The 24,045-nt window shown below is 61.1% G+C and carries 23 protein-coding genes; 3 read left to right on the top strand and 20 right to left on the bottom strand.

Going from position 1 to position 24,045, the window contains the following annotated elements; genetic code table 11:
• Entirely contained in the window at nt 1-1,341 is a 1,341-nt protein-coding gene (locus NJC38_RS17665) for a sigma-54 dependent transcriptional regulator (RefSeq protein WP_045483644.1), read from the top strand.
• On the opposite strand, the gene thiO is transcribed toward NJC38_RS17665, so the two are convergent.
• The 7 genes from thiO to NJC38_RS17630 are packed head-to-tail and all read right to left on the bottom strand — an operon-like array spanning nt 1,338 to nt 8,235.
• Entirely contained in the window at nt 1,338-2,435 is a 1,098-nt protein-coding gene (thiO, locus tag NJC38_RS17660; RefSeq protein ID WP_253116222.1) for a glycine oxidase ThiO, read from the bottom strand. The two genes, NJC38_RS17665 and thiO, sit on opposite strands and share 4 nt — an antisense overlap.
• Nucleotides 2,436-2,465: 30 nt before the next feature.
• Nucleotides 2,466-2,870 carry a type IV pilin protein gene (locus NJC38_RS17655; RefSeq protein ID WP_253116221.1) on the bottom strand — a complete coding sequence of 135 codons (405 nt, stop codon included), beginning with the start codon at nt 2,868-2,870 and terminating at the stop codon, nt 2,466-2,468.
• A 12-nt stretch (nt 2,871-2,882) separates the two neighbouring features.
• Nucleotides 2,883-6,044, bottom strand: a complete 3,162-nt coding sequence (locus tag NJC38_RS17650) for a PilC/PilY family type IV pilus protein (RefSeq protein WP_253116219.1) — start codon at nt 6,042-6,044, stop codon at nt 2,883-2,885.
• Nucleotides 6,031-6,534 (bottom strand): PilX N-terminal domain-containing pilus assembly protein, encoded by a 504-nt coding sequence (locus tag NJC38_RS17645; RefSeq protein ID WP_253116217.1) that lies wholly within the window; start codon nt 6,532-6,534, stop codon nt 6,031-6,033. The genes NJC38_RS17650 and NJC38_RS17645 overlap by 14 nt, the downstream gene beginning before the upstream one ends.
• Before the next feature lie 11 nt (nt 6,535-6,545).
• A complete protein-coding gene (locus NJC38_RS17640) occupies nt 6,546-7,262 on the bottom strand; it encodes a prepilin-type N-terminal cleavage/methylation domain-containing protein (RefSeq protein ID WP_253116214.1) in 717 nt (238 codons plus the stop codon).
• Nucleotides 7,259-7,774, bottom strand: a complete 516-nt coding sequence (gene pilV / locus NJC38_RS17635; protein WP_253116212.1) for a type IV pilus modification protein PilV — start codon at nt 7,772-7,774, stop codon at nt 7,259-7,261. The genes NJC38_RS17640 and pilV overlap by 4 nt, the downstream gene beginning before the upstream one ends.
• Nucleotides 7,771-8,235: a GspH/FimT family pseudopilin gene (locus NJC38_RS17630; RefSeq protein ID WP_045483664.1), complete on the bottom strand. Its 465-nt coding sequence runs from the start codon at nt 8,233-8,235 to the stop codon at nt 7,771-7,773. The genes pilV and NJC38_RS17630 overlap by 4 nt, the downstream gene beginning before the upstream one ends.
• Nucleotides 8,236-8,353: 118 nt before the next feature.
• On the opposite strand from NJC38_RS17630, the gene NJC38_RS17625 reads away from it, so the two are divergent.
• Nucleotides 8,354-8,848: a GspH/FimT family pseudopilin gene (locus NJC38_RS17625; protein ID WP_253116210.1), complete on the top strand. Its 495-nt coding sequence runs from the start codon at nt 8,354-8,356 to the stop codon at nt 8,846-8,848.
• A gap of 32 nt (nt 8,849-8,880) precedes the next feature.
• Here the strand turns inward: NJC38_RS17625 and ispH are convergent, their stop codons facing one another.
• From ispH to murJ, 6 genes are all read right to left on the bottom strand, one after another.
• On the bottom strand, nt 8,881-9,828 hold the full coding sequence (gene ispH, locus NJC38_RS17620) for a 4-hydroxy-3-methylbut-2-enyl diphosphate reductase (protein ID WP_045483668.1): 948 nt from the start codon (nt 9,826-9,828) through the stop codon (nt 8,881-8,883).
• A gap of 80 nt (nt 9,829-9,908) precedes the next feature.
• On the bottom strand, nt 9,909-10,370 hold the full coding sequence (locus tag NJC38_RS17615; protein ID WP_045483670.1) for a peptidylprolyl isomerase: 462 nt from the start codon (nt 10,368-10,370) through the stop codon (nt 9,909-9,911).
• Entirely contained in the window at nt 10,363-10,890 is a 528-nt protein-coding gene (gene lspA / locus NJC38_RS17610; RefSeq protein WP_045483672.1) for a signal peptidase II, read from the bottom strand. The genes NJC38_RS17615 and lspA overlap by 8 nt, the downstream gene beginning before the upstream one ends.
• A complete protein-coding gene (gene ileS, locus NJC38_RS17605; RefSeq protein ID WP_253116208.1) occupies nt 10,883-13,714 on the bottom strand; it encodes an isoleucine--tRNA ligase in 2,832 nt (943 codons plus the stop codon). Before ileS ends, lspA begins: the two co-directional genes overlap by 8 nt.
• A complete protein-coding gene (gene ribF, locus NJC38_RS17600; RefSeq protein WP_253116206.1) occupies nt 13,711-14,661 on the bottom strand; it encodes a bifunctional riboflavin kinase/FAD synthetase in 951 nt (316 codons plus the stop codon). The genes ileS and ribF overlap by 4 nt, the downstream gene beginning before the upstream one ends.
• Nucleotides 14,662-14,724: 63 nt before the next feature.
• The gene (gene murJ / locus NJC38_RS17595; RefSeq protein ID WP_253116204.1) at nt 14,725-16,266 is read right to left on the bottom strand and encodes a murein biosynthesis integral membrane protein MurJ; all 1,542 of its coding nucleotides are present in this window, start codon (nt 16,264-16,266) and stop codon (nt 14,725-14,727) included.
• Nucleotides 16,267-16,517: 251 nt separating this feature from the next.
• Here murJ and rpsT point away from each other — a divergent pair, with 251 nt between their 5' ends.
• Complete coding sequence (gene rpsT / locus NJC38_RS17590; protein WP_045483684.1) at nt 16,518-16,790, top strand: 30S ribosomal protein S20; 273 nt, start codon at nt 16,518-16,520, stop codon at nt 16,788-16,790.
• A gap of 56 nt (nt 16,791-16,846) precedes the next feature.
• Here the strand turns inward: rpsT and NJC38_RS17585 are convergent, their stop codons facing one another.
• The 7 genes from NJC38_RS17585 to rplU form a co-directional block, all read right to left on the bottom strand.
• Nucleotides 16,847-17,710: a phosphate/phosphite/phosphonate ABC transporter substrate-binding protein gene (locus tag NJC38_RS17585; RefSeq protein ID WP_052483354.1), complete on the bottom strand. Its 864-nt coding sequence runs from the start codon at nt 17,708-17,710 to the stop codon at nt 16,847-16,849.
• Nucleotides 17,698-20,013: an EAL domain-containing protein gene (locus NJC38_RS17580; RefSeq protein ID WP_253116202.1), complete on the bottom strand. Its 2,316-nt coding sequence runs from the start codon at nt 20,011-20,013 to the stop codon at nt 17,698-17,700. The genes NJC38_RS17585 and NJC38_RS17580 overlap by 13 nt, the downstream gene beginning before the upstream one ends.
• 108 nt (nt 20,014-20,121) lie before the next feature.
• Nucleotides 20,122-20,607, bottom strand: coding sequence for a CreA family protein (locus NJC38_RS17575; RefSeq protein ID WP_045483688.1), 486 nt, complete (start codon nt 20,605-20,607; stop codon nt 20,122-20,124).
• An 8-nt stretch (nt 20,608-20,615) separates the two neighbouring features.
• Nucleotides 20,616-21,734 (bottom strand): glutamate 5-kinase, encoded by a 1,119-nt coding sequence (proB, locus tag NJC38_RS17570; RefSeq protein WP_253116283.1) that lies wholly within the window; start codon nt 21,732-21,734, stop codon nt 20,616-20,618.
• Between the two features lie 100 nt (nt 21,735-21,834).
• Nucleotides 21,835-23,058, bottom strand: a complete 1,224-nt coding sequence (cgtA, locus tag NJC38_RS17565; RefSeq protein ID WP_253116200.1) for an Obg family GTPase CgtA — start codon at nt 23,056-23,058, stop codon at nt 21,835-21,837.
• Between the two features lie 204 nt (nt 23,059-23,262).
• Nucleotides 23,263-23,538: a 50S ribosomal protein L27 gene (rpmA, locus tag NJC38_RS17560; protein WP_045483692.1), complete on the bottom strand. Its 276-nt coding sequence runs from the start codon at nt 23,536-23,538 to the stop codon at nt 23,263-23,265.
• Between the two features lie 32 nt (nt 23,539-23,570).
• A complete protein-coding gene (gene rplU / locus NJC38_RS17555) occupies nt 23,571-23,885 on the bottom strand; it encodes a 50S ribosomal protein L21 (RefSeq protein WP_045483694.1) in 315 nt (104 codons plus the stop codon).
• Between the last annotated feature and the right edge of the window lie 160 nt (nt 23,886-24,045).

Here is a 24,045-nt window from a genome sequence, read left to right as displayed (position 1 = left end):
ATGACTTCAAGGCAGAAGATCCTGATCGTTGACGATGAGCCGGATATCCGTGAACTCCTGGAAATCACCCTGGGACGGATGAAGCTCGACACCCGCGCCGCGCGCAATGTTGCCGAGGCCTATGACTGGCTCAGGCGCGAAGCCTTCGATCTGTGCCTGACTGACATGCGTCTGCCCGACGGTAACGGCATGGAGCTGGTGCAGCACATTCAGCAGCAGTACCCGCAGACACCGGTGGCGATGATTACTGCCCACGGCAACCTCGACCTGGCGATCGGCGCCCTCAAGGCCGGAGCTTTCGACTTTTTGACCAAGCCGGTGGACCTGCCGCGCCTGCGCGAGCTGGTCGGCAGCGCCCTGCGCCTGCGCAACGGCAGCGAGCAGGACCAGAGCATCGACAGCCGCCTGCTGGGCGATGCGCCGCCGATGCGCACCTTGCGCAAACAGATCAGCAAGCTGGCCCGCAGTCAGGCGCCGATCTACATCAGTGGCGAATCGGGCAGCGGTAAAGAACTGGTTGCCCGGCTGATCCACGAACAAGGTCCACGGGCCGATAAAGCCTTCGTGCCGGTCAACTGCGGCGCGATCGCCTCTGAGCTGATGGAGAGTGAGTTCTTCGGTCATCGCAAAGGCAGTTTTACCGGCGCCCACGAAGACAAACCGGGGCTGTTCCAGGTCGCCGATGGCGGCACCCTGTTTCTCGATGAAGTCGCCGACCTGCCGCTGGCCATGCAGGTGAAACTGCTGCGCGCTATTCAGGAGAAGGCTGTGCGCTGCATTGGCGGGCAACAGGAACAGGTCGTGGACGTGCGCATCCTGTGCGCAACCCACAAGGATCTGGCCCAGGAAGTCAGTGCCGGGCGGTTCCGCCAGGACCTGTATTACCGGCTCAATGTCATTGAGTTGCGCGTACCGCCATTGCGCGAGCGTCGCGAAGATATCGAGCTGCTGGCCGAAAGCATGTTGCAGCGCCTGGCGGTCAGTTACGCCCAACCGCTGGCCCGGCTCCATCCGCAGGCGCTGGAAATCCTCAAGAACTACCGTTTTCCCGGCAACGTCCGGGAGCTTGAGAATATGCTGGAGCGCGCCTACACCCTGTGCGAGAACGATCAGGTACTCGCCTCGGACCTGCGCCTGAACGACAGCGCACCCACTCAGGACAGTAATGCCCCGAGCCTGGCCAATATCGAAAACCTTGAGGATTATCTGGAGAGCATCGAGCGCCAGCTGATTCTTCAGGCGCTGGAAGAGACCCGCTGGAACCGCACAGCGGCAGCGCAGCGCCTGAACCTGTCGTTTCGCTCGATGCGCTACCGGCTGAAAAAGCTGGGGCTCGATTAAGCCAGGCGGCCTGCCGGCGCATAAGGCGCAGGATCGATCACCGGTTGCTGGTCCAATAACAGGTCGGCCAGCAACTGGCAGGAAGCCGGGGCCAGCACCAGCCCGTTGCGAAAGTGCCCGCAGTTAAGCCACAACCCGGCAAAGCCAGGCAGTTCACCGATAAACGGAATGCCTTGCGGCGAGCCGGGCCGCAAACCGGCCCAGTGGCCGACCACCTCGGCATCGGCCAAAGCAGGCAGCAACTCGATGGCCGACGCCTTGAGACTGTCCAGCGCCGAGCCGGTCGGGGTTTTGTCGAACCCCTCATATTCCAGGGTACTGCCGACCAGAATATGCCCGTCACGTCGGGGTATCGCATAACGCCCCTTGGCCAGCACCATGCTCGGCAAGAAATCCGCCGCGCACTTGAACAGAATCATCTGGCCCTTGACCGGCTCCACTGGCAGCTCGACACCCAGCGGCTTGAGCAACTCGCCGCTCCAGGCACCGGCGGTCAGCACGACACGATCACTGTGGATAACGCCGTCGGCAGTCGCAACGCCGCTGATTCGGCCCTGCTCATGCAGCAACCCGCTCACCTGGCAGTGCTCGCGAATTTGCACCTGAGGCATCGCCTGCAAGGCCGCCCTGAGGGATTTGACCAGCCGGGGATTGCGCACGTTGGCCACGCCACTCATATATATGGCGCGGCGATAACCTGGCCCGAGCACCGGCACGGCATCGTAGACCGCCGACATGTCGGCGCGGCTCAGGGGGCGCTGCTCACGCTGCGCCCAGTCCAGCGCCTGCTGTTCATCGTCCAGATCCAGCCAGTACAGGCCGGTCTCGTGAACCTCAGGGTCCAGGCCGGTCTGTTCGAACAAGCGGGCGGCCAGTTGTGGATAAAAGTCCTGCGACCAGTGCGCCAGTGCGGTGACCGCCTGGCTGTAGCGCCAGGGATAGAGCGGCGAAACAATACCGCCCCCGGCCCAAGAGGACTCGCGGCCCACCTCGGCACGCTCAAGCAGCAGTACCGACTGCCCGGCCTGCGCCAGATTGAAGGCCGTCAACAGGCCTATGACACCACCACCGACCACCACCACTTGCTGGGACATGTTGTTCTCTGATTATTGTGAACGGAGCCGTCAGCGGCTCCAGCATTCCTTGGGTGTTGCCCCGCCGGTTGCGCCGGGATTGGTCCGCGCCCCGGTGTTGGTCAAGGTAAAGACGCCACACTTGTCGTTGGCCATCATGCCTTTGCCAGTGGCAGCCAGGGTGAAATCCTGAGCGTTGAGAGCGGCGGCAATGGTGTAGTAATCATTGCCGGCCGACACGCTGGGCGGTGAACCGGCCACCGTGTAGGCACCGTTTTTCGAGTAATACCGTTCAAGCGCCTGGGCCTGCTCCGACAACAGCGTGGCAATCGCCGAGCGCTGGGTACGCTTCACGTACTCGGTGTAACTGGGGTAAGCAATGGCCGCCAGAATACCGACAATCGCCACGACAATCATGAGTTCAATCAAGGTAAAGCCGTTATCTCTTGAGCGCATGAGTCACCTTCTCTACTGAATCTGTCGCCACATGATGCGTTGGAATACGTTGGCCGGGCCACCGCCAAGCGCGTCATTGCGGACCATGCCGCTGCTGTCAGTGGTTACCATAGCGTCGTTACCACCTGCTGTGCTCGATAGCAACGCATTGACAATCGGGATCCCGCTGCCGACCGCCAGACCACCCACCATGGCATCGGCGCTGGTAATCATCCCGTCACCTGTGGTGTCGAGCACCGGATAGTTGAACATGCCGCCGCTGGCGGCATCGAGCACGAACACCCGGCCGGTACCGGTACTTTCACAAGGATCGGTTGAGTTCACGGCTGCCGTGCTGAAGATGATCCTGCTGCGGCTGCTCTGCGCAGGAAAGATGACCCGTTCCCCCAGATAGGGGGCAGCCGTGGCCAGCGGCAGATACCAGCCTTTGCGGGTCGACCAGTCGACGTTATTTCTGCTGACACTGAAATAGGTCGCGTTGCTGCCAGTCACCGTGCCGGTGATGTTCTGCACCTGCAGGTTGGCCTGGACAAAATTGCCGGTGCCACCGCTGGCATCCCAGATGGCATAGAACGCCTGTTGCGCGGTGGTTTGCTTGTCAGTGGTCTCGCTGAATTTGCCGGTGCCGAAATAGATCAGCTTGCCGTTCTGCGGATGATCAAGAATCAGCGGCTGCACGGTAATAGGCTGGGCAGCCCCTAACGGCGCAGTGAACAGCGGCTGACCGCCAAAAGCCAGGCTCCAGCTGGAGGGGTTGGCAGCGCTCAGGTCGAACTTCCACATACGGCCTTTGAGGTCGCCAGCATAAGCGGCCTGCACCACATTCTGGGCGTTGACCACCAGCTTGACCGACGACAGGCCGTTATCGGTCTCGTTATTCAACTGCGGGGTCTGGATTTCAGCGATGAACGCACCGGTATTGGCGTTGATCACATACAGCGAGGCGCGCTCGGTGAAGCTGCCGTAGCCATTGCCGACCACCATGATGCCCGTGCCATCGGCCATCCGTGCCACCTCAGGCCGGGAATAGGCGTAGCCCAGGTTGTTGAAGCGGTTGCTGGGTGTGGAGGTGTCAGGGGCCTTGACCTCCCAGAGTGCGCTGATGGCGTTGCTGATGCCCTCGAACAGCTTGACTGCAAAATAACCTTTGCCACCGGCCCCGGTACCACCGTAGGCCACGGTGCGCCAGGAACCACCGGCCTGGGTATCGAATACCGCCACCTGACCGTCAACCGTGAACTTGTGCACGCCCGAACCATAGGACGTCGAGGCGATGGTCGACAGTGAAGGCAGCACCGTCGAAGGCATGAACGCATAACGGCGCTGGCCCGAACCGGCATCGAGCACGTTGAAAAAACCGTCGTTGGCATTGACCAGCACGCTGCTGCTCATGTTGGCTGACTTGAGTTGCAGGTAGGCCGTATACGAGGTATCGCCGAGCAGGTCACTGGCGGTCTTGTCACCGGGCAACGCCACCGCCAGCGTGGAGTTGACGATATCGCCCAACAGCAGGCTGCGACTGCGCAACGACGCATTGGCCGTACCCTTGGCCCAGTTGATCAGGTTGGCGCCCGTCACGCCGCTGGGCAGGTTGGCGTTGAGCACCGCCTGTTGCGCCGGCGAGAAGTTGGCGTAATCCAGGCTGATCCGCGCCGGCGTTGTACCGGTACTCCATGACTCAAAGGTCGTCGCGGCGGTGCTGCCGGTCATGGTGGTGTCGGTGGTCCAGATCTGCGAGCCCCGTGCCCCGGTGGTGGCATTGAGGTTGTAGGCGCGCACGGTGCCGTGCCAGTCGGTCGGGTCATAGAATGTCTGGTAGAAGCGGGTGCCGGCCTGCAGTACCGCTGAGTTGGCCGAGGCGCCGCCGCCCGAGCCGACCTTGGCATAGATATCGCCCAGCGCCAGACTCAGGGCGCTGTTCAGGCCAGCGCTGTCATTGGCCTGGAAGTATTTGCCGCGCCCGTGGTTCTCGTCAGCGGCATCGATCAGCATCTGGTTATCCAGGGTAAAGCCAATCGTATAGGTGCTCATGTTCTGCACCGGGAAGCCGCCGGTGTCCCAGCTCTTGCCGGTCAGGTCGCCACCGGGGGTGCGTGAGTCGCGGCGCATGTCGATGTCATAGGCAAACTTGGCGATGTCATCGAGGTACAGGGTATCGCCCTCGTCATCCCCGGTCAGGTTCGGCCCGTCGTTGCTGATCCGGTCCCAGTTGGGCAGCCAGCCACTGGGGTCATCAGGATCGTTGCTCGGGAAGGTCCGGTCGTAGGTGGGCAAGCCATCAGTGATGACCACGCCATAGTTTTTCTGGCAGCGGTACTGGATGGGGCTGGTGAAGGTCGTTGGCGCCCCACTGTAAGACGGCGAAGGCGACAGGCCGCGCATGTAGCGGGTGACCTGATAATAGGTTTCGGCCAATGGGGTGTTGGCCTCGGCGCGCAGGGCGCCGATCGCATTGCGCAAGTTGTTGTAGTTGGTGTCGGCAGTCTGTTGGCTCACCGCGCTCTGGTAGGCCGTGGCCGGCACCGCTGACAAGTCGGCCACCGATTGCTTGATACTGCCGCCAGGGCCGGGGTCGCCGCTGATGGGCGGGTTGTAACCGGCCAGGCCGATGCGCAGGGCACGGTTGTTCTGCACCAGCCCCTGGGCCACGGAAATCGCGCTATTGAGGCGGCTCTGGGTCGGGATGCCGGAAACGCTGCGGCCGGCGTTAAGCTCCGACACCAGATACGACAAGTAGGTGATCGGATAACGGGTATTGCCCGACCCTGCCGGGTCAGCCAAGGTGATGCAATGGATGGAGTTGGCATTACGGTAGAACGCGTAGGCCCCACCGCTGCAACCGGTTCTGCTCAGGTTGCCGACAAACACGTAATCGGCAGTGCCGTTACTGATCGGGTTGCCCTGGCTGTAGCCGCAGAAAATCAGAAAGCAGCTGTACACCGGTGGGTAGACCGGCCCCCATGTTGCCGAGGGGTTGTAGCCGGACGCCGTGATAATGGTGTCCATACTGCCCGAATTGTCGACCTGAAGCATGACGTTCGGGGTGACCGCTGGCGCACTGAGCAGCGGTACCTGAGCCGGGTTGAATGCATAGGCCGGGGCAGCAACGTATAACCCCAACAGCAGGCCCGCCAGGTACTTACCGGCGCGCGACACCGCCTCAACAATTGGCATAGATACTCTCCAGCACGGTTCGCGAAGCGCCCTGAATGACCACCGCAGTGACCCGGTACATGGTTACCGAACTGCCAGCCTGGCAGGTCGGCGGGCGACTGATCGGTGTGGTGGTATTACCCAGGTTCTGAATACCGTAGAAGCCACCACCGGCCGCCACCCACAGCACCCCCGATGCGCCCGTGCCGGCAGTGGTCAGGCTGGTTGACTCGGCTGGCGGCAGACAATTGGCGGGCGAGTTGCACTTGGCCATGCTGAAGTTGCTGGCCATGATCGCCGTCTCCCCCAAGCGCAGCACCGCCTCGGCGGTCTGGAACGAAGTATTGCGCAGGGTGACACTGCCGGCCATCTTCTCCTGCAGGGTGGCGCTTTGCATGGAGGCAATGCCCAGCATCGTCAGCAATAGCAAAAAGATCAGGCTGACCAGCAAGGCCATGCCGTGCTGGCGCTGGATAAACCGGGGCATGCGCTGCAAGCGGTTGGTGTTCATCGCATCCCCTCTCAGAACCGGTTACGCAAGTAGGCGACAGCGCTGTAAGTCTGGTCTTCGACCCGCGCCTCAGAATCTCTAAGGGTCAGTTTCAAGCGCACGCTGCGAATGTTGGCGGAACTGCCCGCGCTGATGGTGTTGGTGTAGGTCATGGGGCTGCCGGTCATGCCGAACGATACCTCGAAAGCCACAATATTCTGCAGCAAGGGCTGGGCAGGTTGGGTAGAGGCAGTACCGGCCTTGATGCTCAAGGTGCCGTTATTGGCACTGTAGCTGTAGACCAGTTGCCGCAACGGGAATGCTGTCTGGCCGGCAGCCGGCGCCCTGGAACCGGCGTAAAGCTCGGACGAGGTCTGGCAATTGGAAAGGATGGTCCAGTTCGGCGCGACCCCGGCTGTACCGATGTCGGCGGTGACAATGGTCAGGGTGTTGGTGGTGTTGTTCCAGAGGATCGGGGTGTTAAGCGCCGTCGGCCACTCAATCGCTGGCGGTACCGGGATGTAACTGCCAAAGCTCAGGCAGCCGTACATGCCGGTCATGCGCAGTTCCTGGATCATCTTGCTCAGCACGAAGCGGGCGTCTTCCTGCAGGCGGGCTGCCGAGTTCTGACTGGAAAAGGTCGTGCGCGCGGCAATGAAAATCTGCACCACCCCGAAACTGACCACCAGCCCGAGCGCCAGCGCCACCATGATTTCGATCAGGCCAAAACCCCGGGAGTGGTGCTTCATGGTGAGGTGACCCCGATCCGCGATTTGAGTTCGAAGCTGCGCGCTGTGGCCGATGAGGAGGCTGCGCCGCTGGCCAGGTCTTCAGGCTGCTGGGCGCGGCGGTCATTCCAGTAGATGGTGATAGTGACCTCCTGGCCCTCAATGGCAATCTTGCTTTGCGCGCCATCTGTGCCAGCAAAGTCGGTGATATTGTTCTTGAAATCAGCGAGGTCCACAGAGCGCACATCGTTTCCGGGCGCTGGCGCCGCCGACAGGCTCGACAACTCATAGCTGGCGAGCACATTGGCGGTGCCATTGGAGGTGGCGTTGCCGATCACGTTGGCCCGGATGCGATCCATCATGTCATAGGCAATGAAGCTGGCCTGGCTGGTCATCGCGGCACTGTCGGTGTACTTGAGCGCATTGAGCTGAATAGCAGCGGCGCCCAGCAGACCGATGGCCAGAATCAGCACCGAGATCAGCACCTCGATCAGGGTCATGCCCGCCTGGGCAGCGCGACAGGTCTTGGTCATCCGCAGCTTCCATTCAAAACGATTCTTCCGGTCAGGCAGACATACAACGCCTTGCTGATCGTGCCGCGAGTGTAGGTCATGGTCACCTGGCTGGCCGGTGTCGCCACCCCGCCGAGGTTGTTGAATTCGATGGCTGCCACATTGCCGGTGGCCAGCGCCGCACCGGCACTCATGCCGCTCAGGGTCCTGAGGGTGGTCGGGTTGGTTTTTGTGTCAGTGATTCGCAGGTCGGCGGTCCAGTCGGCGCCGCTGACCGGCGCGATGCGGATCGTCATGCCACGGTTGATCGCCTCCAGCCGCGCATAATTGAGCGCCCGCTGCAGGTCGCTGACTTCAGTCTCGGCGCGGTTGTTCTGGATCATGCTGCTGAACCCCGGGATGGCAACGGCCGCCAGAATTCCCACCAGAGACACAGTGACTAACAATTCGATCAGGCTGAATCCCTTGGCGGAACGAGGCATTAAGTGTCTCCTTGACGATACGACTATAAAGCGGCTGCAACACCGAACAACCGTTACAAGGATATACGGTCATTTACGACTGACGAGTGTCAGCTTTTCTTCCAGGGAGGGAAGATCGATGAAACAGAGCGGTTTCACGCTATTGGAGCTACTGATTGCCCTGATTGTTCTGAGCATTCTGAGCGGGCTGGCAGCGCCGGGCCTGAGCGACCTGTGGCAAGCGCAACAACGGCTGGTGGCGGCCCGCGAGCTGGCCGGCGGTATACGCGCCGCAAGGGTCGCGGCAATCACCCGCCATCAGCAGGTCAGTATTCAGGCACTTGGGGAGGACTGGAGCCAGGGCTGGCAGATCATCGCCGAGCACAATCAACAACGCCCGGATGGGCCGGTGCTGCTGGAGCGGGTGCTCAATGGCAAGCTGCGGATTGTGGGCAATAGCAAGGTCGCACAGAAGCTCACATTCAGCGAGCTGGGCGGTTTGCGCGGCGGCGGCAACGGCACCATCCACGTGTGCCTCAGAGACCAGCCGGTCAGCCACTACCGGGTGGTGGTGGCGATTACCGGGCATGTGAGGGTGGTGGAGCGGCAAACCGCTCAGCCGCTATGCGGCTGAGCTGTACTTTGAGGGCAGACCTTGAGGGCGTATCAGGTCACCGACTTGACCCGCAGCTCTTTAGGCATCGAGAAGGTGATGTTTTCCGGGCGGCCATCGAGTTCCTGAGCGCTGCTGGCGCCCCACTCCTGCAACTGCTGGATCACACCGCGCACCAGCACTTCCGGCGCCGACGCGCCAGCAGTAATACCGATGTTGTGCACCCCGTCGAACCAGCTGCGCTGCATGTCTTCGGCGCCATCGATCAGATAGGCCGGGGTCGCCATGCGTTCGGCCAGCTCGCGCAGACGGTTGGAGTTGGAGCTGTTGGGGCTGCCTACAACCAGCACCACATCGCATTCGTCAGCCAGTTGCTTGACCGCATCCTGGCGGTTCTGGGTGGCGTAGCAGATGTCATCCTTGCGCGGTCCGCCGATGGCCGGAAAACGCGCCCGCAGGGCGTCGATCACCCGGCTGGTGTCATCCATCGACAGCGTGGTCTGGGTCACAAATGCCAGGCGCTCGGGGTTGCTGACCTCAAGCCTGGCGACATCCTGCTCATCTTCCACCAGGTAGATGGCCCCGCCATTGCTGGCATCGTACTGGCCCATGGTGCCTTCGACTTCCGGATGGCCGGCGTGGCCGATCAGGATGCACTCACGGCCATCGCGGCTGTACTTGGCCACCTCGATGTGCACCTTGGTGACCAGCGGGCAGGTGGCATCAAAGACCTTCAGGCCGCGGTTGGCCGCCTCGCTACGCACAGCCTGGGATACACCGTGGGCACTGAAGATGACGATGACGTTATCCGGAACCTGGTCCAGTTCCTCGACGAAAATGGCCCCACGCGAGCGCAGGTCCTCGACGACGAACTTGTTGTGGACCACTTCGTGGCGCACATAGATCGGCGGCCCGAACACTTCCAGGGCCCGGTTGACGATTTCGATCGCACGGTCCACACCGGCACAAAAGCCGCGGGGGTTGGCGAGTCTGATTTGCATGTTGGCCTCGGCAGCCTTTGGCTGTATAGGGTGCGCAGCTTTTGCCGCTCCCGCAGGAGCGGCTTCAGCCGCGAAAAACGTTACGAATCCAGCGCCACGACTTCGAAGATCTGCACTTCGAAATCAAGGGTCTTGCCGGCCAGCGGATGGTTGAAATCGATGGTCACCTGCTGCTCATCGAAGTCTTTCACCACACCCGGCAACTCGGTATTGGCGGCATCGTTGAAAATCACCAGCAGCCCTTCGGACAGTTCCATGCCCTCGAACTGCGAGCGTGGCATGATTTGCACGTTTTGCGGGTTGTGCTGACCAAAGGCACCTTCGGGCGGGATGCGCACGCTTTTGTGATCACCGGCCTTGAAGCCGAAGATCGCCGCTTCAAAGCCTGGCAGCAAGTTGCCGTCGCCGACCTTGAAGGTCGCTGGCGACTTGTCGAAGGTGCTGTCCACGGTGTCGCCGTTTTCCAGGCGCAAGGCAAAGTGCAGCGTCACCTGGGTGTTCTGGCCGATACGGATATCGCCCGCTGATGATTGTTCAGTCATGAACAGCCTCTTCACTTTTCTTGCTCTTGAACATATCCAGCGCCAGCATCACCGCGCCGACGCTGATCGCGCTGTCGGCCACGTTGAACGCCGGGAAGTACCAGCGGTTCTGCCAGTGCACCAGAATGAAGTCGATCACATGGCCCAGCACGACGCGGTCGTAGAGGTTGCCGATGGCGCCGCCCAGCACCAGTGCCAGGGCGACCGCCAGCCAGGTCTCATCGCGCCCCAGGCGCTTGAGCCAGACCACCAGCACCGCGCTGACCACCAGCGCAATCACGGCGAACAACCAGCGCTGCCAGCCGGCGCCGTCCGCCAGGAAGCTGAACGCTGCGCCGGTGTTATATGCCAGGGTCCAGCTGAAGTAATCCGGAATCACGATGATCTGTTGGTACAGGTTCAACGAGTTCTCGAAGTAGTACTTGCTGACCTGGTCAACGACCAGAACCAGCAGGCTCAGCCACAACCAGGACAGCCGGCCGAACCGGCCGGTGCCCTTATCCAGCCCCGAGTCAGGCATAGTGACGCACCTCGCCGGCACCGCTGATGTTGTCTACGCAGCGGTTGCAGATTTCCGGATGCTCGGCGTGGCTGCCCACGTCTTCGCGGTGATGCCAGCAACGGGCGCACTTGGCATGCCCGGACTTGACCACTTTGAGCTTGAGCCCTTCGACTTCGGTCACTACCGCATCGGCCGGCGCCGAAACGAACGGCGCGACGGTGGCAGTCGAGGTGATCAGGACGAACCGCAGTTCGTTGCCGAGTTTGGCCAGATCGGCACTCAGCGCCTCTTCGGCGTACAGGGTCACTTCGGCCTGCAGGTTGCCGCCGATGGCTTTGGCAGCACGCAGGTTTTCCATTTCCTTGTTGACCGCAACCTTCACCGCCATGACCCGCTCCCAATAGGCGCGGTCCAGCTCGAAACCGGCTGGCAGCTCGCTCAGGCCCTGATACCAGGTGTTGAGCATCACCGACTCGTTGCGCTCGCCCGGCAGGAACTGCCACAGCTCGTCGGCAGTGAACGACAGGATCGGCGCGATCCAGCGTACCAGCGCTTCAGAGATGTGGAACAGAGCGGTCTGGCAGGAACGCCGCGCGACGCTGTTGGCGCCCGTGGTGTACTGACGGTCCTTGATGATGTCGAGGTAGAAACCGCCCAGCTCCTGCACGCAGAAGTTGTGGATCTTCGAGTAGACGTTCCAGAAGCGGTATTCGCCGTAGTGCTCTTCGAGCTCGCGCTGCAGCAGCAGGGTGCGATCCACCGCCCAACGGTCCAGCGCCAGCATGTCTTCAGCCGGCAGCAGGTCGGTGGCCGGGTTGAAGCCGGACAGGTTCGACAGCAGGAAGCGCGCGGTATTGCGGATCCGCCGGTAGGCGTCGGCACTGCGCTGCAGGATCTGCTCGGAAACGGCCATTTCGCCGGAGTAGTCGGTGGCCGAAACCCACAGACGCAGGATATCGGCGCCCAGCGTGTCGGTGACCTTCTGCGGCTCGATGGTATTGCCCAGCGACTTGGACATCTTGCGGCCGTTCTCGTCGACCGTGAAGCCGTGAGTCAGCAGCTCGCGGTACGGCGCATGCCCGTCGATGGCGCAACCGGTCAGCAACGAGGAGTGGAACCAGCCGCGGTGCTGGTCGGAGCCTTCCAGGTACAGGTCGGCGCGCGGGCCGCTGTCGTGGCCGATATTGTGCGAGCCACGCAGCACATGCCAGTGCGTGGTGCCGGAGTCGAACCACACGTCGAGGGTGTCGTTGATCTTGTCGTAGCTGGCCGCTTCGTCACCGAGCAGCTCGGCAGCATCGAGCTTGAACCAGGCCTCGATGCCTTGCTGCTCGACGCGCTGGGCGACCTGCTCCATCAGCTCGACAGTGCGCGGGTGCAGTTCGCCGGTTTGCTTGTGCAGGAAGAACGGAATCGGCACGCCCCAGTTGCGCTGGCGCGAGATGCACCAGTCAGGCCGGTTGGCGATCATCGAATGCAGACGCGCCTGGCCCCAGGCCGGGACGAATTTGGTCTGGTCGATGGCCTTGAGCGAACGCTCGCGCAGGTTGGCACCGGCAGCCGGCTGCTTGTCCATGCCGACGAACCACTGTGCCGTGGCACGGTAGATCAGCGGGGTCTTGTGCCGCCAGCAATGCATGTAGCTATGGCTGATGGTCTCGGTGTGCATCAGGTTGCCGACTTCAGCCAGCTTGTCGACGATGTTCTGGTTGGCCTTGAAGATGAACTGGCCACCGAAGAACTCCAGCGACTCGACATACACGCCGTTGCTCTGCACGGGACTGAGGATGTCATCGTTGCTCATGCCGTAGTGCTTGCACGAGTTGAAGTCGTCCACGCCGTAAGCCGGGGCACTGTGTACCACACCGGTGCCGGCACCCAGCTCGACGTACTCGGCCAGGTACAGCGGCGACAGACGGTCGTAGAACGGATGGCGGAAATTGATCAGCTCAAGCGCTTTGCCGGTGGCAGTGGCGATCACCGAACCTTCGAGCTTGTAGCGCGCCAGGCACGCCTCGACCAGTTCTTCAGCCAGCACCAGCAGGCGCTCGCCGGTGTCGACCAGCGCATAGCTGAATTCAGGGTGAACGTTCAGTGCCTGGTTGGCCGGGATGGTCCACGGGGTGGTGGTCCAGATCACGATCGCGGCGGGCTTGGGCAGCGCCGCAAGGCCGAAAGCGGCAGCCAGTTTCGCGTCGTCGGCAATCGGGAAGGCAACGTCGATGGTCGGCGACTTCTTGTCCTGATACTCGACTTCCGCTTCAGCCAGGGCCGAGCCGCAGTCGAAACACCAGTTGACCGGCTTGAGGCCCTTGAATACGAAGCCGCCCTTGACCATTTCGGCCAGTGCACGGATTTCTCCGGCTTCGTTGGCGAAGTTCATGGTCAGGTAGGGATTGTCCCACTCGCCCAGCACACCCAGGCGGATGAACTCGGCCTTCTGGCCCTCGACCTGCTCGGCCGCATAGGCACGGCACAGCTCACGGGTCTTGTCGGCCGACAGGTTCTTGCCGTGGGTGACCTCGACCTTGTGCTCGATCGGCAGGCCGTGGCAGTCCCAGCCGGGCACGTAAGGCGCGTCAAAACCGGCCAGGGTCTTGGAACGCACGATCATGTCCTTGAGGATCTTGTTCAGTGCATGACCGATGTGAATCTTGCCGTTGGCATAGGGCGGACCGTCGTGCAGGACGAACTTGGGACGGTCCTTGCCAATTTCGCGCAGCTTCTGGTACAGGCCAATGCTGTCCCAGCGCTGCAGGGTTTGCGGTTCGCGCTGGGGCAGGCCGGCCTTCATCGGGAAGGCGGTGTCCGGAAGATTTAGCGTGGCTTTGTAGTCGGTCATTTCAGGCTCTTGGTTAGCGGTTGGCCATGCCAATGGGCACGGGCGGCGGCGACATCCGCATTGATCGCCGTCTTGAGCGCCTCCAGTGAGGCAAAGCGCTGCTCATCACGCAGCTTTTGGTGGAAAACCACCGTCAAACGCCGGCCATAGAGATCACCGGCAAAATCCAGAAGATGCACCTCGAGGTGGGCACTGCCATCGCCGGCCACGGTCGGACGCACGCCGATATTGGCAACCCCCGGCCAGACCTGGCCGTCAATCAGGGTGCTGGTCAGATAGACCCCGCTCAGCGGCACGCGGCGGCGCTTGAGCTGCACATTGGCGGTCGGCGTACCGAGCTGGCGGGCCAGCTTCTGGCCATGCAGGACGCGCCCGGAAATCGCGAACGGGCGGCCCAGCAGTTGTTCGGCAAGGTCGAAGTCGGCGCTGGCCAGCGCCTTGCGTACCTTGGTGCTACTGACCCGCAGGCCATCGATCTCGACGGTCTGCGCCGCTTCGACAGTAAACCCGTGGGCGGCGCCGGCACGTTGCAGGAAATCGAAATCACCGGAACGGTCATGGCCAAAACGAAAATCGTCACCCACTTCAAGGTGCTTCACACCGAGGCCATCAAGAACAATGGTCTCGACGAACTCGGTGGCGCTGAGTTGGCTGAAGCGCTGATTGAATGACAGGCACAGGACCCGGTCAACGCCCTCTGCGCGCAACAGCTCGACTTTGTCGCGCAACCGCGCCAGGCGCGGCGGCGCGGTGTCGGGGGCAAAGAACTCGCGCGGCTGTGGCTCGAAGATCACCACGCAGCTGGGCAGCTCCAGTTCGGCGGCGCGCTCACGCAGGCGCGCCAGGATAGCCTGGTGGCCGCGGTGTACACCGTCGAAGTTGCCAATCGTGGCGACGCAACCCCGGTGCTGGGGGCGCAGGTTGTGAAGGCCTCTAACCAGCTGCATAACGCACATCTTGCTCATAAAGTGGCCGATTATACCTACAGAGGGACAAGGACGACAGGCACGTTACGTGTTGATCGCCTTGCGGGCAAAATCCTTCAGGCGAAAGCCCAGCAACAGCAGCATGGCAAAGTAGGCCACGACCCCGGCCGCAACCAGAATCCCCAGACGAACGAAGCGCTCGAGCATACCGCCCTCTGCCCAGGCCGGCATCAACTGCATCACCCCCAGCAGCACGCCGGCCATGACAGCGACCGCCACGCACAGTTTGAGCAGGAACAGCGGCCAGCCCGGTTGCGGCTGGAACAACTGCTGACGACGCAGTTGCCAGAACAGTAACAAGGCATTGATCGTCGCGCCGACACTGATCGCCAGCGCCAGGCCGGCATGCTGCAAGGGCCCGATAAACGCGAGGTTGAGCAATTGAGTGACGATCAACGTGAAAATCGCGATTTTCACCGGCGTGCGGATATTCTGTTGCGCGTAGAACCCCGGCGCCAGCACCTTGATCAGGATGATCCCCAGCAAGCCAACCGAATAGGCAATCAGCGCATGCTGGGTCATCAGCGCGTCGTGATCATCGAACTTGCCGTACTGGAACAACGCAACCGTCAGCGGCTCGGAAATCAGCCCCAGCGCCAGGGTGCAGGGCAATACCAGCACAAAGCACAGGCGCAGCCCCCAGTCGAGAATCCGCGAATACTCATGACGGTCACGGTCGGCGTAGGTCTTGGCCAGGATCGGCAACAGGATGGTGCCCAGCGCCACACCCAACACGCCGGACGGCAGCTCCATCAGGCGGTCGGCGTAATACATCCATGACACCGAGCCTGCCACCAGAAAAGAGGCGAATATGGTGTTGATGATCAGCGAAATCTGACTGACCGACACGCCGAGAATCGCCGGCAGCATCTGCTTCATCACCCGCCAGACACCCGCATCACGCAGGTTCAGGCGCGGCAGCACCAACATCCCGATGCGTTTGAGGTGCGGCAACTGATAAAGCAGCTGCAGCAGGCCACCGACCAGGACCGCCCAACCGAGCGCCATGATCGGCGGATCGAAGTACGGCACCAGCAACAGTGCAAACACGATCATGCTGACATTGAGCAGGGTCGGCACAAAGGCCGGCACGGCAAAGCGATTCCAGGTATTGAGAATCGCCCCCGCCAGCGAAGACAGCGAAATCAGCAATATATAAGGAAAGGTCACCCGCAGCAGGTCGGAGGTCAGGGCGAACTTTTCCGGCGTGTCGGCAAAGCCCGGCGCTGTCGCCCAGATGATCCAGGGCGCAAACAGCACACCGAGCAGGGTCACCACCGCCAGGGCCAGGGTCAGTAGCCCCGAGACATAAGCGATGAAGGTGCGGGTCGCCTCCTCGCCCTGCTGGTTCTTGTACTCGGCCAGGATCGGCACGAATGCTTGCGAAAACGCCCCCTCGGCAAAGATTCGCCGCAGCAGGTTGGGCAGCTTGAAAGCGATGAAAAACGCATCGGTGGCCATCCCGGCACCGAACGCCCGGGCGATGATGGTATCGCGCACGAACCCCAGAACCCGGGACAACATGGTGATGGAGCTGACCGCAGCCAGTGACTTGAGCAGATTCATTAGCGCAACAATTCGCCTCGAGCAAAGGACGCTGTTTGCTGTCGTCCATTTATGCGATACTCCGCGGCCCAAAAAAGCCCGAAGCCAAAGTCCGCGAGTGTACAGCCCCGGCGCCGGAAATGAATCACCGGCAAGGCGCAAGACCACTCGGCGTAAACTTGTATCCGCCCTTGACATTCATTGGGCACATCGGCATGATTCGCGGCCTTATTTGTTAGCTATTTCATAACAGTCTTTCGAGGAGCTTGACGGTGGCCAACTCACCTTCCGCCAAAAAACGTGCAAAACAGGCTGAGAAGCGTCGCAGCCACAACGCCAGCCTGCGTTCCATGGTTCGTACCTACATCAAGAATGTAGTTAAAGCCATTGACGCAAAAGACGCAGAAAAAGCACAAGTTGCTTACACTCTGGCTGTGCCTGTCATCGACCGTATGGCCGACAAAGGCATCATCCACAAGAACAAGGCTGCTCGTCATAAGAGCCGCCTGAACGGTCACATCAAGGCCCTGAAAGAAGCCGCCTGATTGACCTGTTCTTGAAAAAACCGACCTGAGGGTCGGTTTTTTTATGCCCGCGTTTTCTATCTGCCCTGCATCAACTGTTGCAGCGGCGCGTACTCGGCATGACTGACCGGCGCCAGCCCAGACGCCCCCTGCGACTTCAGAAAGTCGCCCAGCACCGCCCTGTCGCCCAGCATTACCGAGCCAATAGCGCGCTTCAACTCATCACACAGGCTGCCGCTAAAAACGTAGGGGTCGTAGTAAATCGGCTCTGAACGCCACAGCACGCGCAAGCTGTCTTGCTGCATGCGCCCCTCGCGCAGATAGGCATCGGCGCGCACGCTGGCCACGAACACCGCGTCAATGCGCTTGCCCAGCAACGCATCCAGGGATTTGTCATGCGAGCCTGAGTAGCTCACCGAACCGAAAAACTGCGCAAGCGGCAGACCGGTCAGCCGGGCAAACTCGGCGTTAGGGATCAGGCTGCCCGAGGTACTGACCGGATCACTCAAGGCGACCGTCTTGCCACGCAGCGCCTCAAGGCTGTCGAACTCGCTGGCACGCACCAACAACAGCGCCTGATAGTGATGCCCCGGCGGCGTGAAATACCCGCCATCAATGGTCAGGCTGGCAAACGGCTCGATACGCGGGTCACGACCATGCGCCAGGATATAAGAGGCCGGCCCCAGCCAGGCGATATCCACCCCGCCCGAGACGATCGCATCGACAACGCTCTCATAAGAAGAAGACGCGACGATCTCCACCGGCATGCTCAACTTCAGGCTCAACTGATCCAGCAACGGCCGGTACTCATGCAGCAGCACATCCATACCTTTCTTGGGTATGACCGCCACCCGCAAGCTCTTTTGCTGACACTGGGCATAAGCCTGCACAGTGAACAGCCAGAGCAGCAGCAACGTCGACACGACTCTTATTCCACGCATACCTGCTCCGGCTCATCGACTAACGGCACGTACTCACTCAACTGCTGCAACGACAGCGGCCGGCTGAAGTAATAACCCTGGGCGAAATCGCAGCCTACCCGCTTCAGGTAAAGCATCTGCTCGCGGGTCTCCACTCCCTCCGCAACCACCTCAAGTCCCAGGCGCTTGGCCAGGATGAGGGTCGACGACACAATCGGGCTGTCATCCATGACGCCCGACAAGGACGCAATCAGCGCACGATCAAGCTTCAACTTGGTCAATGGCAACGCTTGCAGGTGGGCAAACCCCGCATAACCTTTGCCAAAGTCATCAAGACTGATATTCAAGCCCGCATCACGCAGACGACGAAGATGCTCGACCGCCAGGTTTTCGTCTTCCAGCACGGCCGTTTCGGTAATTTCCAGGTCAAGCCACTCAGGCTTCAGGGCATGCCTGTCGAGTTCATCAAGGACCCTCTGGCTAAAATCGGCCTGACGCAACTGAATGGCCGACACATTGACCGCCAGACGAATCGGCTGCCCTCGCGCACACCACTGCGCCATCATTTCACAGGCAAGACGCAGCACTTCCCAGCCCAGCTCGACGATAAACCCACTGCGCTCGGCCAATGCGATAAACCGGTCCGGATAAAGCAACCCGAGCACCGGATGCTGCCATCGCACCAGCGCCTCGCAACTGCTGAGCGAGATATCATCCAGGCGCATCTGGGGCTGGTAATGAAGAATGAACTGCCGCCCCTGCAGCGCCTCGACGAAAGCCTGCTCCAACGCAAAACTTTCGCCCTCCTCGACATTCAGCGAGGCATCGAAGAACCGGTACTGGCCGCGCCCGGCCCGCTTGGCCAGATACATGGCTGCATCAGCAGCACGAATAAGCTCATCGACCGCCTGCCCATCACGCGGATACAGGCTTACTCCGACGCTAGGGCTGGTACTGAGCATATGCTCAGCCAGGCTGTAGGGTGCCGACAACTTCTGCACCAACGCACGCACCCAGGCATCTATCTGCCGCTCATTACGCTCACCGGCCAGCAGCACGACAAACTCATCACCACCAAAACGCGAGGCTTCGTCTCCAGGCCCAAGCATCCAACTGATCCGCCCGGCGACCGCCTGCAATAGCAAGTCGCCAATCTCGTGACCCAGCGAATCATTGATCGACTTGAAACGGTCCATGTCGATAAACAGCACCGCCATCAACTGCCCCTTGCCCAGCGCCCGCATGGCGACCTTGAGCAACTGGCGGCGGTTATGCAAACCACTGAGATGATCAGTGGCGGCCGCATGGCTGCTACGCCGGTGTTCCTCTTCAAGCCGGGCAATCAACGCCTGATTGGCTTGCTGGGCCTGCTCCAAAGCAACAAAGGCGTCCTGGCGCTTGCGCAGCAGGCGCAGCGTCCACAACAGGCAGCCCAGAAGCAGCAGCGTCATGCTCAGGTTCAGCCATAGCCGACCACGAAACGACTCACGCGAGGCGTGCAGGATTTCGTCGACACCCTGGCTGACCACCACGGTAAAGCCGCGCTCCGGCAGGCGCACATACAGACTTTGGTAGTGGCTTGGGCCAGCCTGCTGCAGCAACTGCCCGGAAAGCTCCTGCACAGCGGCAAAGCCCGGCTCAAGCGCGCCGCCACCCACCACCACCCCACTGCTGTTGATGCGCAGCAACTCCTGACCCGCACCATCGAGCAAGCGCATCATGCCGCTGCGCCCCAGATCAATACGCTCGAACAGTGCAGCCAGATAACCGATATCCAGCTGCACGACCAGAATGCGATTGAGCGTACCGCTTGCAGAGTCGACCAACGGCAACATGAATGGTAAGCGCCAACTGGGCAGCGAAGGCGCATCCTGCGCGCGAGCAACGAGCGGCAACAGCGGCTTGAGCCCGTATTGCATGGAATGGTCGGCCAATTGCTCAAGCCACAGCACCGGTAAGCGACTCGGTTCATCCATGTGACTGGCAGACAGCAGCCGCCCATCCAGGCCATACAGGCTCATGCGCTTGAACACCGGGTCTTCGGCAAGCATGCGCACCAGCCCCTGCCGGCTATTGGCCGTGCCACCGAAATCGTCACGCACGACCTCACCAATGACCTGGGCCCGATCGACCAGCTGGCGCAGATTCTGCCCGGCTATTGCAGCCAGATTCAGATGCTCTGCCGCCTTGGCAGCCAGCGCTTCATCAGCAGAGGAGGCTTGATGCTGAAAGTGCCGCACCCAGAGAAATGCCAGGGTCACAGCACAAAATGCCAGCAACAACAGCTGCAGAGAGCTGAGCGAGGAAAATGACCTCCGGATCACTGCAAAACATCCATGCCCTGTAATACCGGCAATTTACTACTACGGCATTGCCAAATAATGACGGTTTTGCAGAGTCCGGAGATTGCCGGTCAGGTCAGGTACAGCCTGCTAAGGCTTTTCAGCCTCACGCCACGGCAGGATCGGAATCGCAGTCACCGCATTTTGCGGGCTGCCTTCGATAAGGCGGTCGCTGTAGACCAGATACACCAGCGTATTGCGCTTCTCGTCCAAAAAGCGCACCACCTGCATGGTCTTGAACACCAGCGAGGTACGCTCCTTGAACACCTCTTCACCATCCTTGAGCGGCAACTCGAAGCGGATCGGCCCGACCTGACGACAGGCAATCGACGCCTCGGCGCGGTCCTCTGCCAGCCCCAGACTGCCTTTGACCCCACCGGTCTTGGCCCGCGACAGGTAGCAGGTCACGCCCTCGACCTTGGGATCGTCGAATGCCTCGACCACAATCCGGTCGTTGGCGCCGAGCAGTTTAAAAACCGTCGACACCTGGCCAATCTCTTCAGCAGCAGCCTGCAAGGACCAGCCCAGCAGCGGCCAGGCCAGCAACAATCCGATTCCCAGCCTGAACACGCGCATGAACCACCTCACACCAGAATCAGATTGTCGCGATGCACCAGCTCAGGCTCAGCCATGTAGCCCAACACCCGAACGATGGCATCAGACGATTGACCGATGATCTTCTGCGCCTCGACGGCGCTGTAGTTGCTCAGCCCACGCGCCACTTCACGACCATCCGGCGCCACACAGACAACCATCTCGCCACGCCGGAAACTGCCCTGGACCAGCTTGACACCGACCGGCAGCAAGCTCTTGTTATCCGAGACCAGCGCGCTGACCGCGCCATCATCGAGCACCAGCGTGCCACGGGTCTGCAGATGCCCGGCCAGCCACTGCTTGCGCGCCGCAAGCATTTCGCGCTCCGGCGACAACAGGGTGCCGAGTTGCTCGCCGGCCTTGAGCCGCGCCAGCACCTGCTCGATACGCCCACCGACGATCACGGTGTGCGCACCGGAACGCGCCGCCAGACGCGCAGCGCGCAGTTTGGTCTGCATACCGCCACGCCCCAGCGCACCGCCTGTGCCACCGGCAACGGCGTCCAGCGCCGGATCATCGGCACGCGCCTCAAGAATCAGTTGGGCATCAGGGTTATTACGCGGGTCGGCATCGAACATGCCGTCACGATCCGTCAGGATGACCAGCAGATCGGCCTCGACCAGGTTTGCCACCAACGCCGCCAGGGTGTCGTTGTCACCGAAGCGGATCTCATCGGTGACCACCGTGTCGTTCTCGTTGATGACCGGCACCACCCCCAGCTCGACCAGCGCACGCAAGGTGCTGCGGGCGTTGAGATAACGCTTGCGGTCCGACAGGTCGTCGTGGGTCAGAAGAATCTGCGCAGTGTGCCGGTCATGCTCGGCAAAGCTCGACTCCCAGGCCTGTACCAGCCCCATCTGGCCGATAGCCGCTGCCGCCTGCAGCTCATGCATGGCACTCGGTCGGGTCGTCCAGCCCAGACGGCTCATCCCGGCCGCCACCGCCCCGGAGGACACCAGCACCAGTTCGACGCCCGCCTCATGCAGCGCCACCATCTGTTCAACCCAGACACTCATTGCCGAGCGATCCAGGCCCTTGCCATCAGCAGTCAGCAAAGCACTGCCAATCTTCACGACCCAGCGCCGGGCACCCGTCACTTTGCTGCGCATCATCATCCAACCTTAGCCAGAGAGTTTTTCAATTCGGCTTTCAGGGCACGAAAACGCCGCTCGAAAGCGGCGTTAGTTTACTGCAAGTTACGACCCGCCATCAGTCACGGACATAAATGATTTCCGGGCCGTCTTCGTCGTCCAGATCATCGCCCCAATCGTCGTCATCACTGACATCGTCGACGCTCTTCACGCCGCTGCGGCGCAGGGCACGCTTGTCGTCCAGCGCCTGCAACTGGGCACGCGCCTCATCTTCGATGCGCTGATCCAGTTCAGCCAGCTCTTCGGCATAGGCCGGGTCATGGGCCAGGCGATCAGCACGGTCTTCGAGGTAACGCATGATGTCGCGCGACAGACGCTCGGTGCCTTCGTGGGCAATGGCCGAGATCACATAAACCGGGCCGGTCCAGCCCAGCCGCTCGACGATTTCACGCTTGCGCTGCTCCTGCTCATCTTCGAGCAACTGGTCGCACTTGTTCAGCACCAGCCAGCGGTCGCGATCAGCCAGCGCCGGACTGAAGCGGATCAGCTCATTGATGATCACCTCGGCCGAGTCGGCCGGGCTGGTTTCATCCATCGGCGCCATGTCCACCAGGTGCAGCAACAGACGGGTACGCGCCAAGTGCTTGAGGAAACGAATCCCCAGGCCCGCGCCGTCCGAAGCACCTTCGATCAGCCCCGGAATGTCCGCGATGACGAAGCTCTTCCAGCGGTCGACACTGACCACCCCAAGGTTCGGCACCAGCGTGGTGAACGGATAATCCGCCACCTTTGGCTTGGCGGCCGATACCGAGCGAATGAAGGTGCTCTTGCCAGCATTCGGCAGGCCCAGCAGGCCGACGTCAGCCAGCACCTTGAGCTCCAGCTTCAGGTCACGCTGGTCGCCCGGTTTGCCCGGAGTGGTCTGGCGTGGCGCACGGTTGGTGCTGGACTTGAAACGGGTGTTGCCCAGGCCGTGCCAGCCGCCCTGAGCGACCATCAGCTTCTGACCGGCCTTGGTCAGGTCGCCGATGACCTCCTGGGTACCGGCGTCGATCACCGTGGTGCCGACCGGCACGCGCAGGAACAGGTCTTCACCCTTGGCACCGGTGCAGTCCGTGCTGCCACCGTTGGAACCGCGCTGAGCATCGAAATGCCGCGTGTAGCGGTAATCCACCAGGGTATTGAGGTTTTCGTCAGCGACCATGTACACCGAGCCACCGTCACCACCGTCACCGCCGTTGGGACCGCCGTTCTCGATGAATTTTTCACGCCGGAAGCTCATGCAACCGTTGCCGCCGTCACCGGCCTTTACCCGAATCGATACTTCATCAACAAATTTCATAACGCCTGCTCCCGCCACAAGGACGAGCCGAACCACATGAATTCATAAGCCTCTTGCAAAAATAGCACTGCGACACCGATCAGAAAACGGCGAGCCGAAAGGCCCGTATCACAAGCGCCTGCAAAAACCGTTTTGCAAGAGACTCACCACCACCAAAACGAAAAAGCCCCGTCGCAGGACGGGGCTTTTCATGCAACTGCGTGATTACGCTACCGAGGCTTCAGCCTTCGGAACGATGCTCACGTAACGACGACCGAAGGCGCCTTTGACTTCGAACTTCACAGTGCCTTCCACTTTCGCGAACAGGGTGTGGTCCTTGCCAATGCCAACGCCGTAGCCAGCGTGGAACTCGGTGCCGCGCTGACGAACGATGATGTTGCCCGGAATGATTGCCTGGCCGCCGTAGATTTTAACGCCAAGACGTTTACTTTCTGAGTCGCGACCGTTGCGGGTACTACCGCCGGCTTTTTTGTGTGCCATGAGTCAATTCTCCAAATGAGGATTAGGCTGGATTACGCCTGAATACCGGTGATTTTGATCTCGGTGTACCACTGACGGTGGCCCTGGCGCTTCATGTGGTGCTTACGACGACGGAACTTGATGATACGAACCTTGTCGTGACGACCTTGCGAAACCACTTCGGCTACAACGGTAGCGCCAGCAACAACTGGAGCACCGATGGTGACGTCGTCACCGTTGCCGACCAGCAGAACGCGGTCGAAAGTAACGGATTCGCCAGTGGCGATTTCCAGTTTTTCAACTTTCAGGTATTCACCTGGGGCGACTTTGTACTGCTTGCCGCCGGTAACAATAACTGCGTAAGACATGGTGTCTCTCCGAAAATCCTGCTCACCCAGCTCTTTATAGGAATAGTGTCGGCTGGCATGGCTGCATCAGGCTGGAGACCTCGATGCAATTGCGTAAGGCAGGTAATGCCCAAGAAAGTAAGGGTGCGCGATTGTACGCAAGCGGTGATTACCTTGCAAG

The sequence above is a fragment of the Pseudomonas sp. 21LCFQ010 genome (assembly GCF_024129905.1).
In the GTDB taxonomy this organism is placed as follows: Bacteria; Pseudomonadota; Gammaproteobacteria; order Pseudomonadales; family Pseudomonadaceae; genus Aquipseudomonas.
The sequence above is the reverse complement of the archived record's forward strand: the minus strand, read 5'-3'. Positions and strand labels throughout refer to the sequence as shown.

What these genes read in the sequence shown, in the direction of transcription:
- NJC38_RS17665 (WP_045483644.1), top strand. Translation starts at nt 1, where the DNA reads ATGACTTCAAGGCAGAAGATCCTGATCGTTGACGATGAGCCGGATATC.
- thiO (WP_253116222.1), bottom strand. Translation starts at nt 2,435, where the DNA reads ATGTCCCAGCAAGTGGTGGTGGTCGGTGGTGGTGTCATAGGCCTGTTG.
- NJC38_RS17655 (WP_253116221.1), bottom strand. Translation starts at nt 2,870, where the DNA reads ATGCGCTCAAGAGATAACGGCTTTACCTTGATTGAACTCATGATTGTC.
- NJC38_RS17650 (WP_253116219.1), bottom strand. Translation starts at nt 6,044, where the DNA reads ATGCCAATTGTTGAGGCGGTGTCGCGCGCCGGTAAGTACCTGGCGGGC.
- NJC38_RS17645 (WP_253116217.1), bottom strand. Translation starts at nt 6,534, where the DNA reads ATGAACACCAACCGCTTGCAGCGCATGCCCCGGTTTATCCAGCGCCAG.
- NJC38_RS17640 (WP_253116214.1), bottom strand. Translation starts at nt 7,262, where the DNA reads ATGAAGCACCACTCCCGGGGTTTTGGCCTGATCGAAATCATGGTGGCG.
- pilV (WP_253116212.1), bottom strand. Translation starts at nt 7,774, where the DNA reads ATGACCAAGACCTGTCGCGCTGCCCAGGCGGGCATGACCCTGATCGAG.
- NJC38_RS17630 (WP_045483664.1), bottom strand. Translation starts at nt 8,235, where the DNA reads ATGCCTCGTTCCGCCAAGGGATTCAGCCTGATCGAATTGTTAGTCACT.
- NJC38_RS17625 (WP_253116210.1), top strand. Translation starts at nt 8,354, where the DNA reads ATGAAACAGAGCGGTTTCACGCTATTGGAGCTACTGATTGCCCTGATT.
- ispH (WP_045483668.1), bottom strand. Translation starts at nt 9,828, where the DNA reads ATGCAAATCAGACTCGCCAACCCCCGCGGCTTTTGTGCCGGTGTGGAC.
- NJC38_RS17615 (WP_045483670.1), bottom strand. Translation starts at nt 10,370, where the DNA reads ATGACTGAACAATCATCAGCGGGCGATATCCGTATCGGCCAGAACACC.
- lspA (WP_045483672.1), bottom strand. Translation starts at nt 10,890, where the DNA reads ATGCCTGACTCGGGGCTGGATAAGGGCACCGGCCGGTTCGGCCGGCTG.
- ileS (WP_253116208.1), bottom strand. Translation starts at nt 13,714, where the DNA reads ATGACCGACTACAAAGCCACGCTAAATCTTCCGGACACCGCCTTCCCG.
- ribF (WP_253116206.1), bottom strand. Translation starts at nt 14,661, where the DNA reads ATGCAGCTGGTTAGAGGCCTTCACAACCTGCGCCCCCAGCACCGGGGT.
- murJ (WP_253116204.1), bottom strand. Translation starts at nt 16,266, where the DNA reads ATGAATCTGCTCAAGTCACTGGCTGCGGTCAGCTCCATCACCATGTTG.
- NJC38_RS17585 (WP_052483354.1), bottom strand. Translation starts at nt 17,710, where the DNA reads ATGCGTGGAATAAGAGTCGTGTCGACGTTGCTGCTGCTCTGGCTGTTC.
- NJC38_RS17575 (WP_045483688.1), bottom strand. Translation starts at nt 20,607, where the DNA reads ATGCGCGTGTTCAGGCTGGGAATCGGATTGTTGCTGGCCTGGCCGCTG.
- proB (WP_253116283.1), bottom strand. Translation starts at nt 21,734, where the DNA reads ATGCGCAGCAAAGTGACGGGTGCCCGGCGCTGGGTCGTGAAGATTGGC.
- cgtA (WP_253116200.1), bottom strand. Translation starts at nt 23,058, where the DNA reads ATGAAATTTGTTGATGAAGTATCGATTCGGGTAAAGGCCGGTGACGGC.
- rpmA (WP_045483692.1), bottom strand. Translation starts at nt 23,538, where the DNA reads ATGGCACACAAAAAAGCCGGCGGTAGTACCCGCAACGGTCGCGACTCA.
- rplU (WP_045483694.1), bottom strand. Translation starts at nt 23,885, where the DNA reads ATGTCTTACGCAGTTATTGTTACCGGCGGCAAGCAGTACAAAGTCGCC.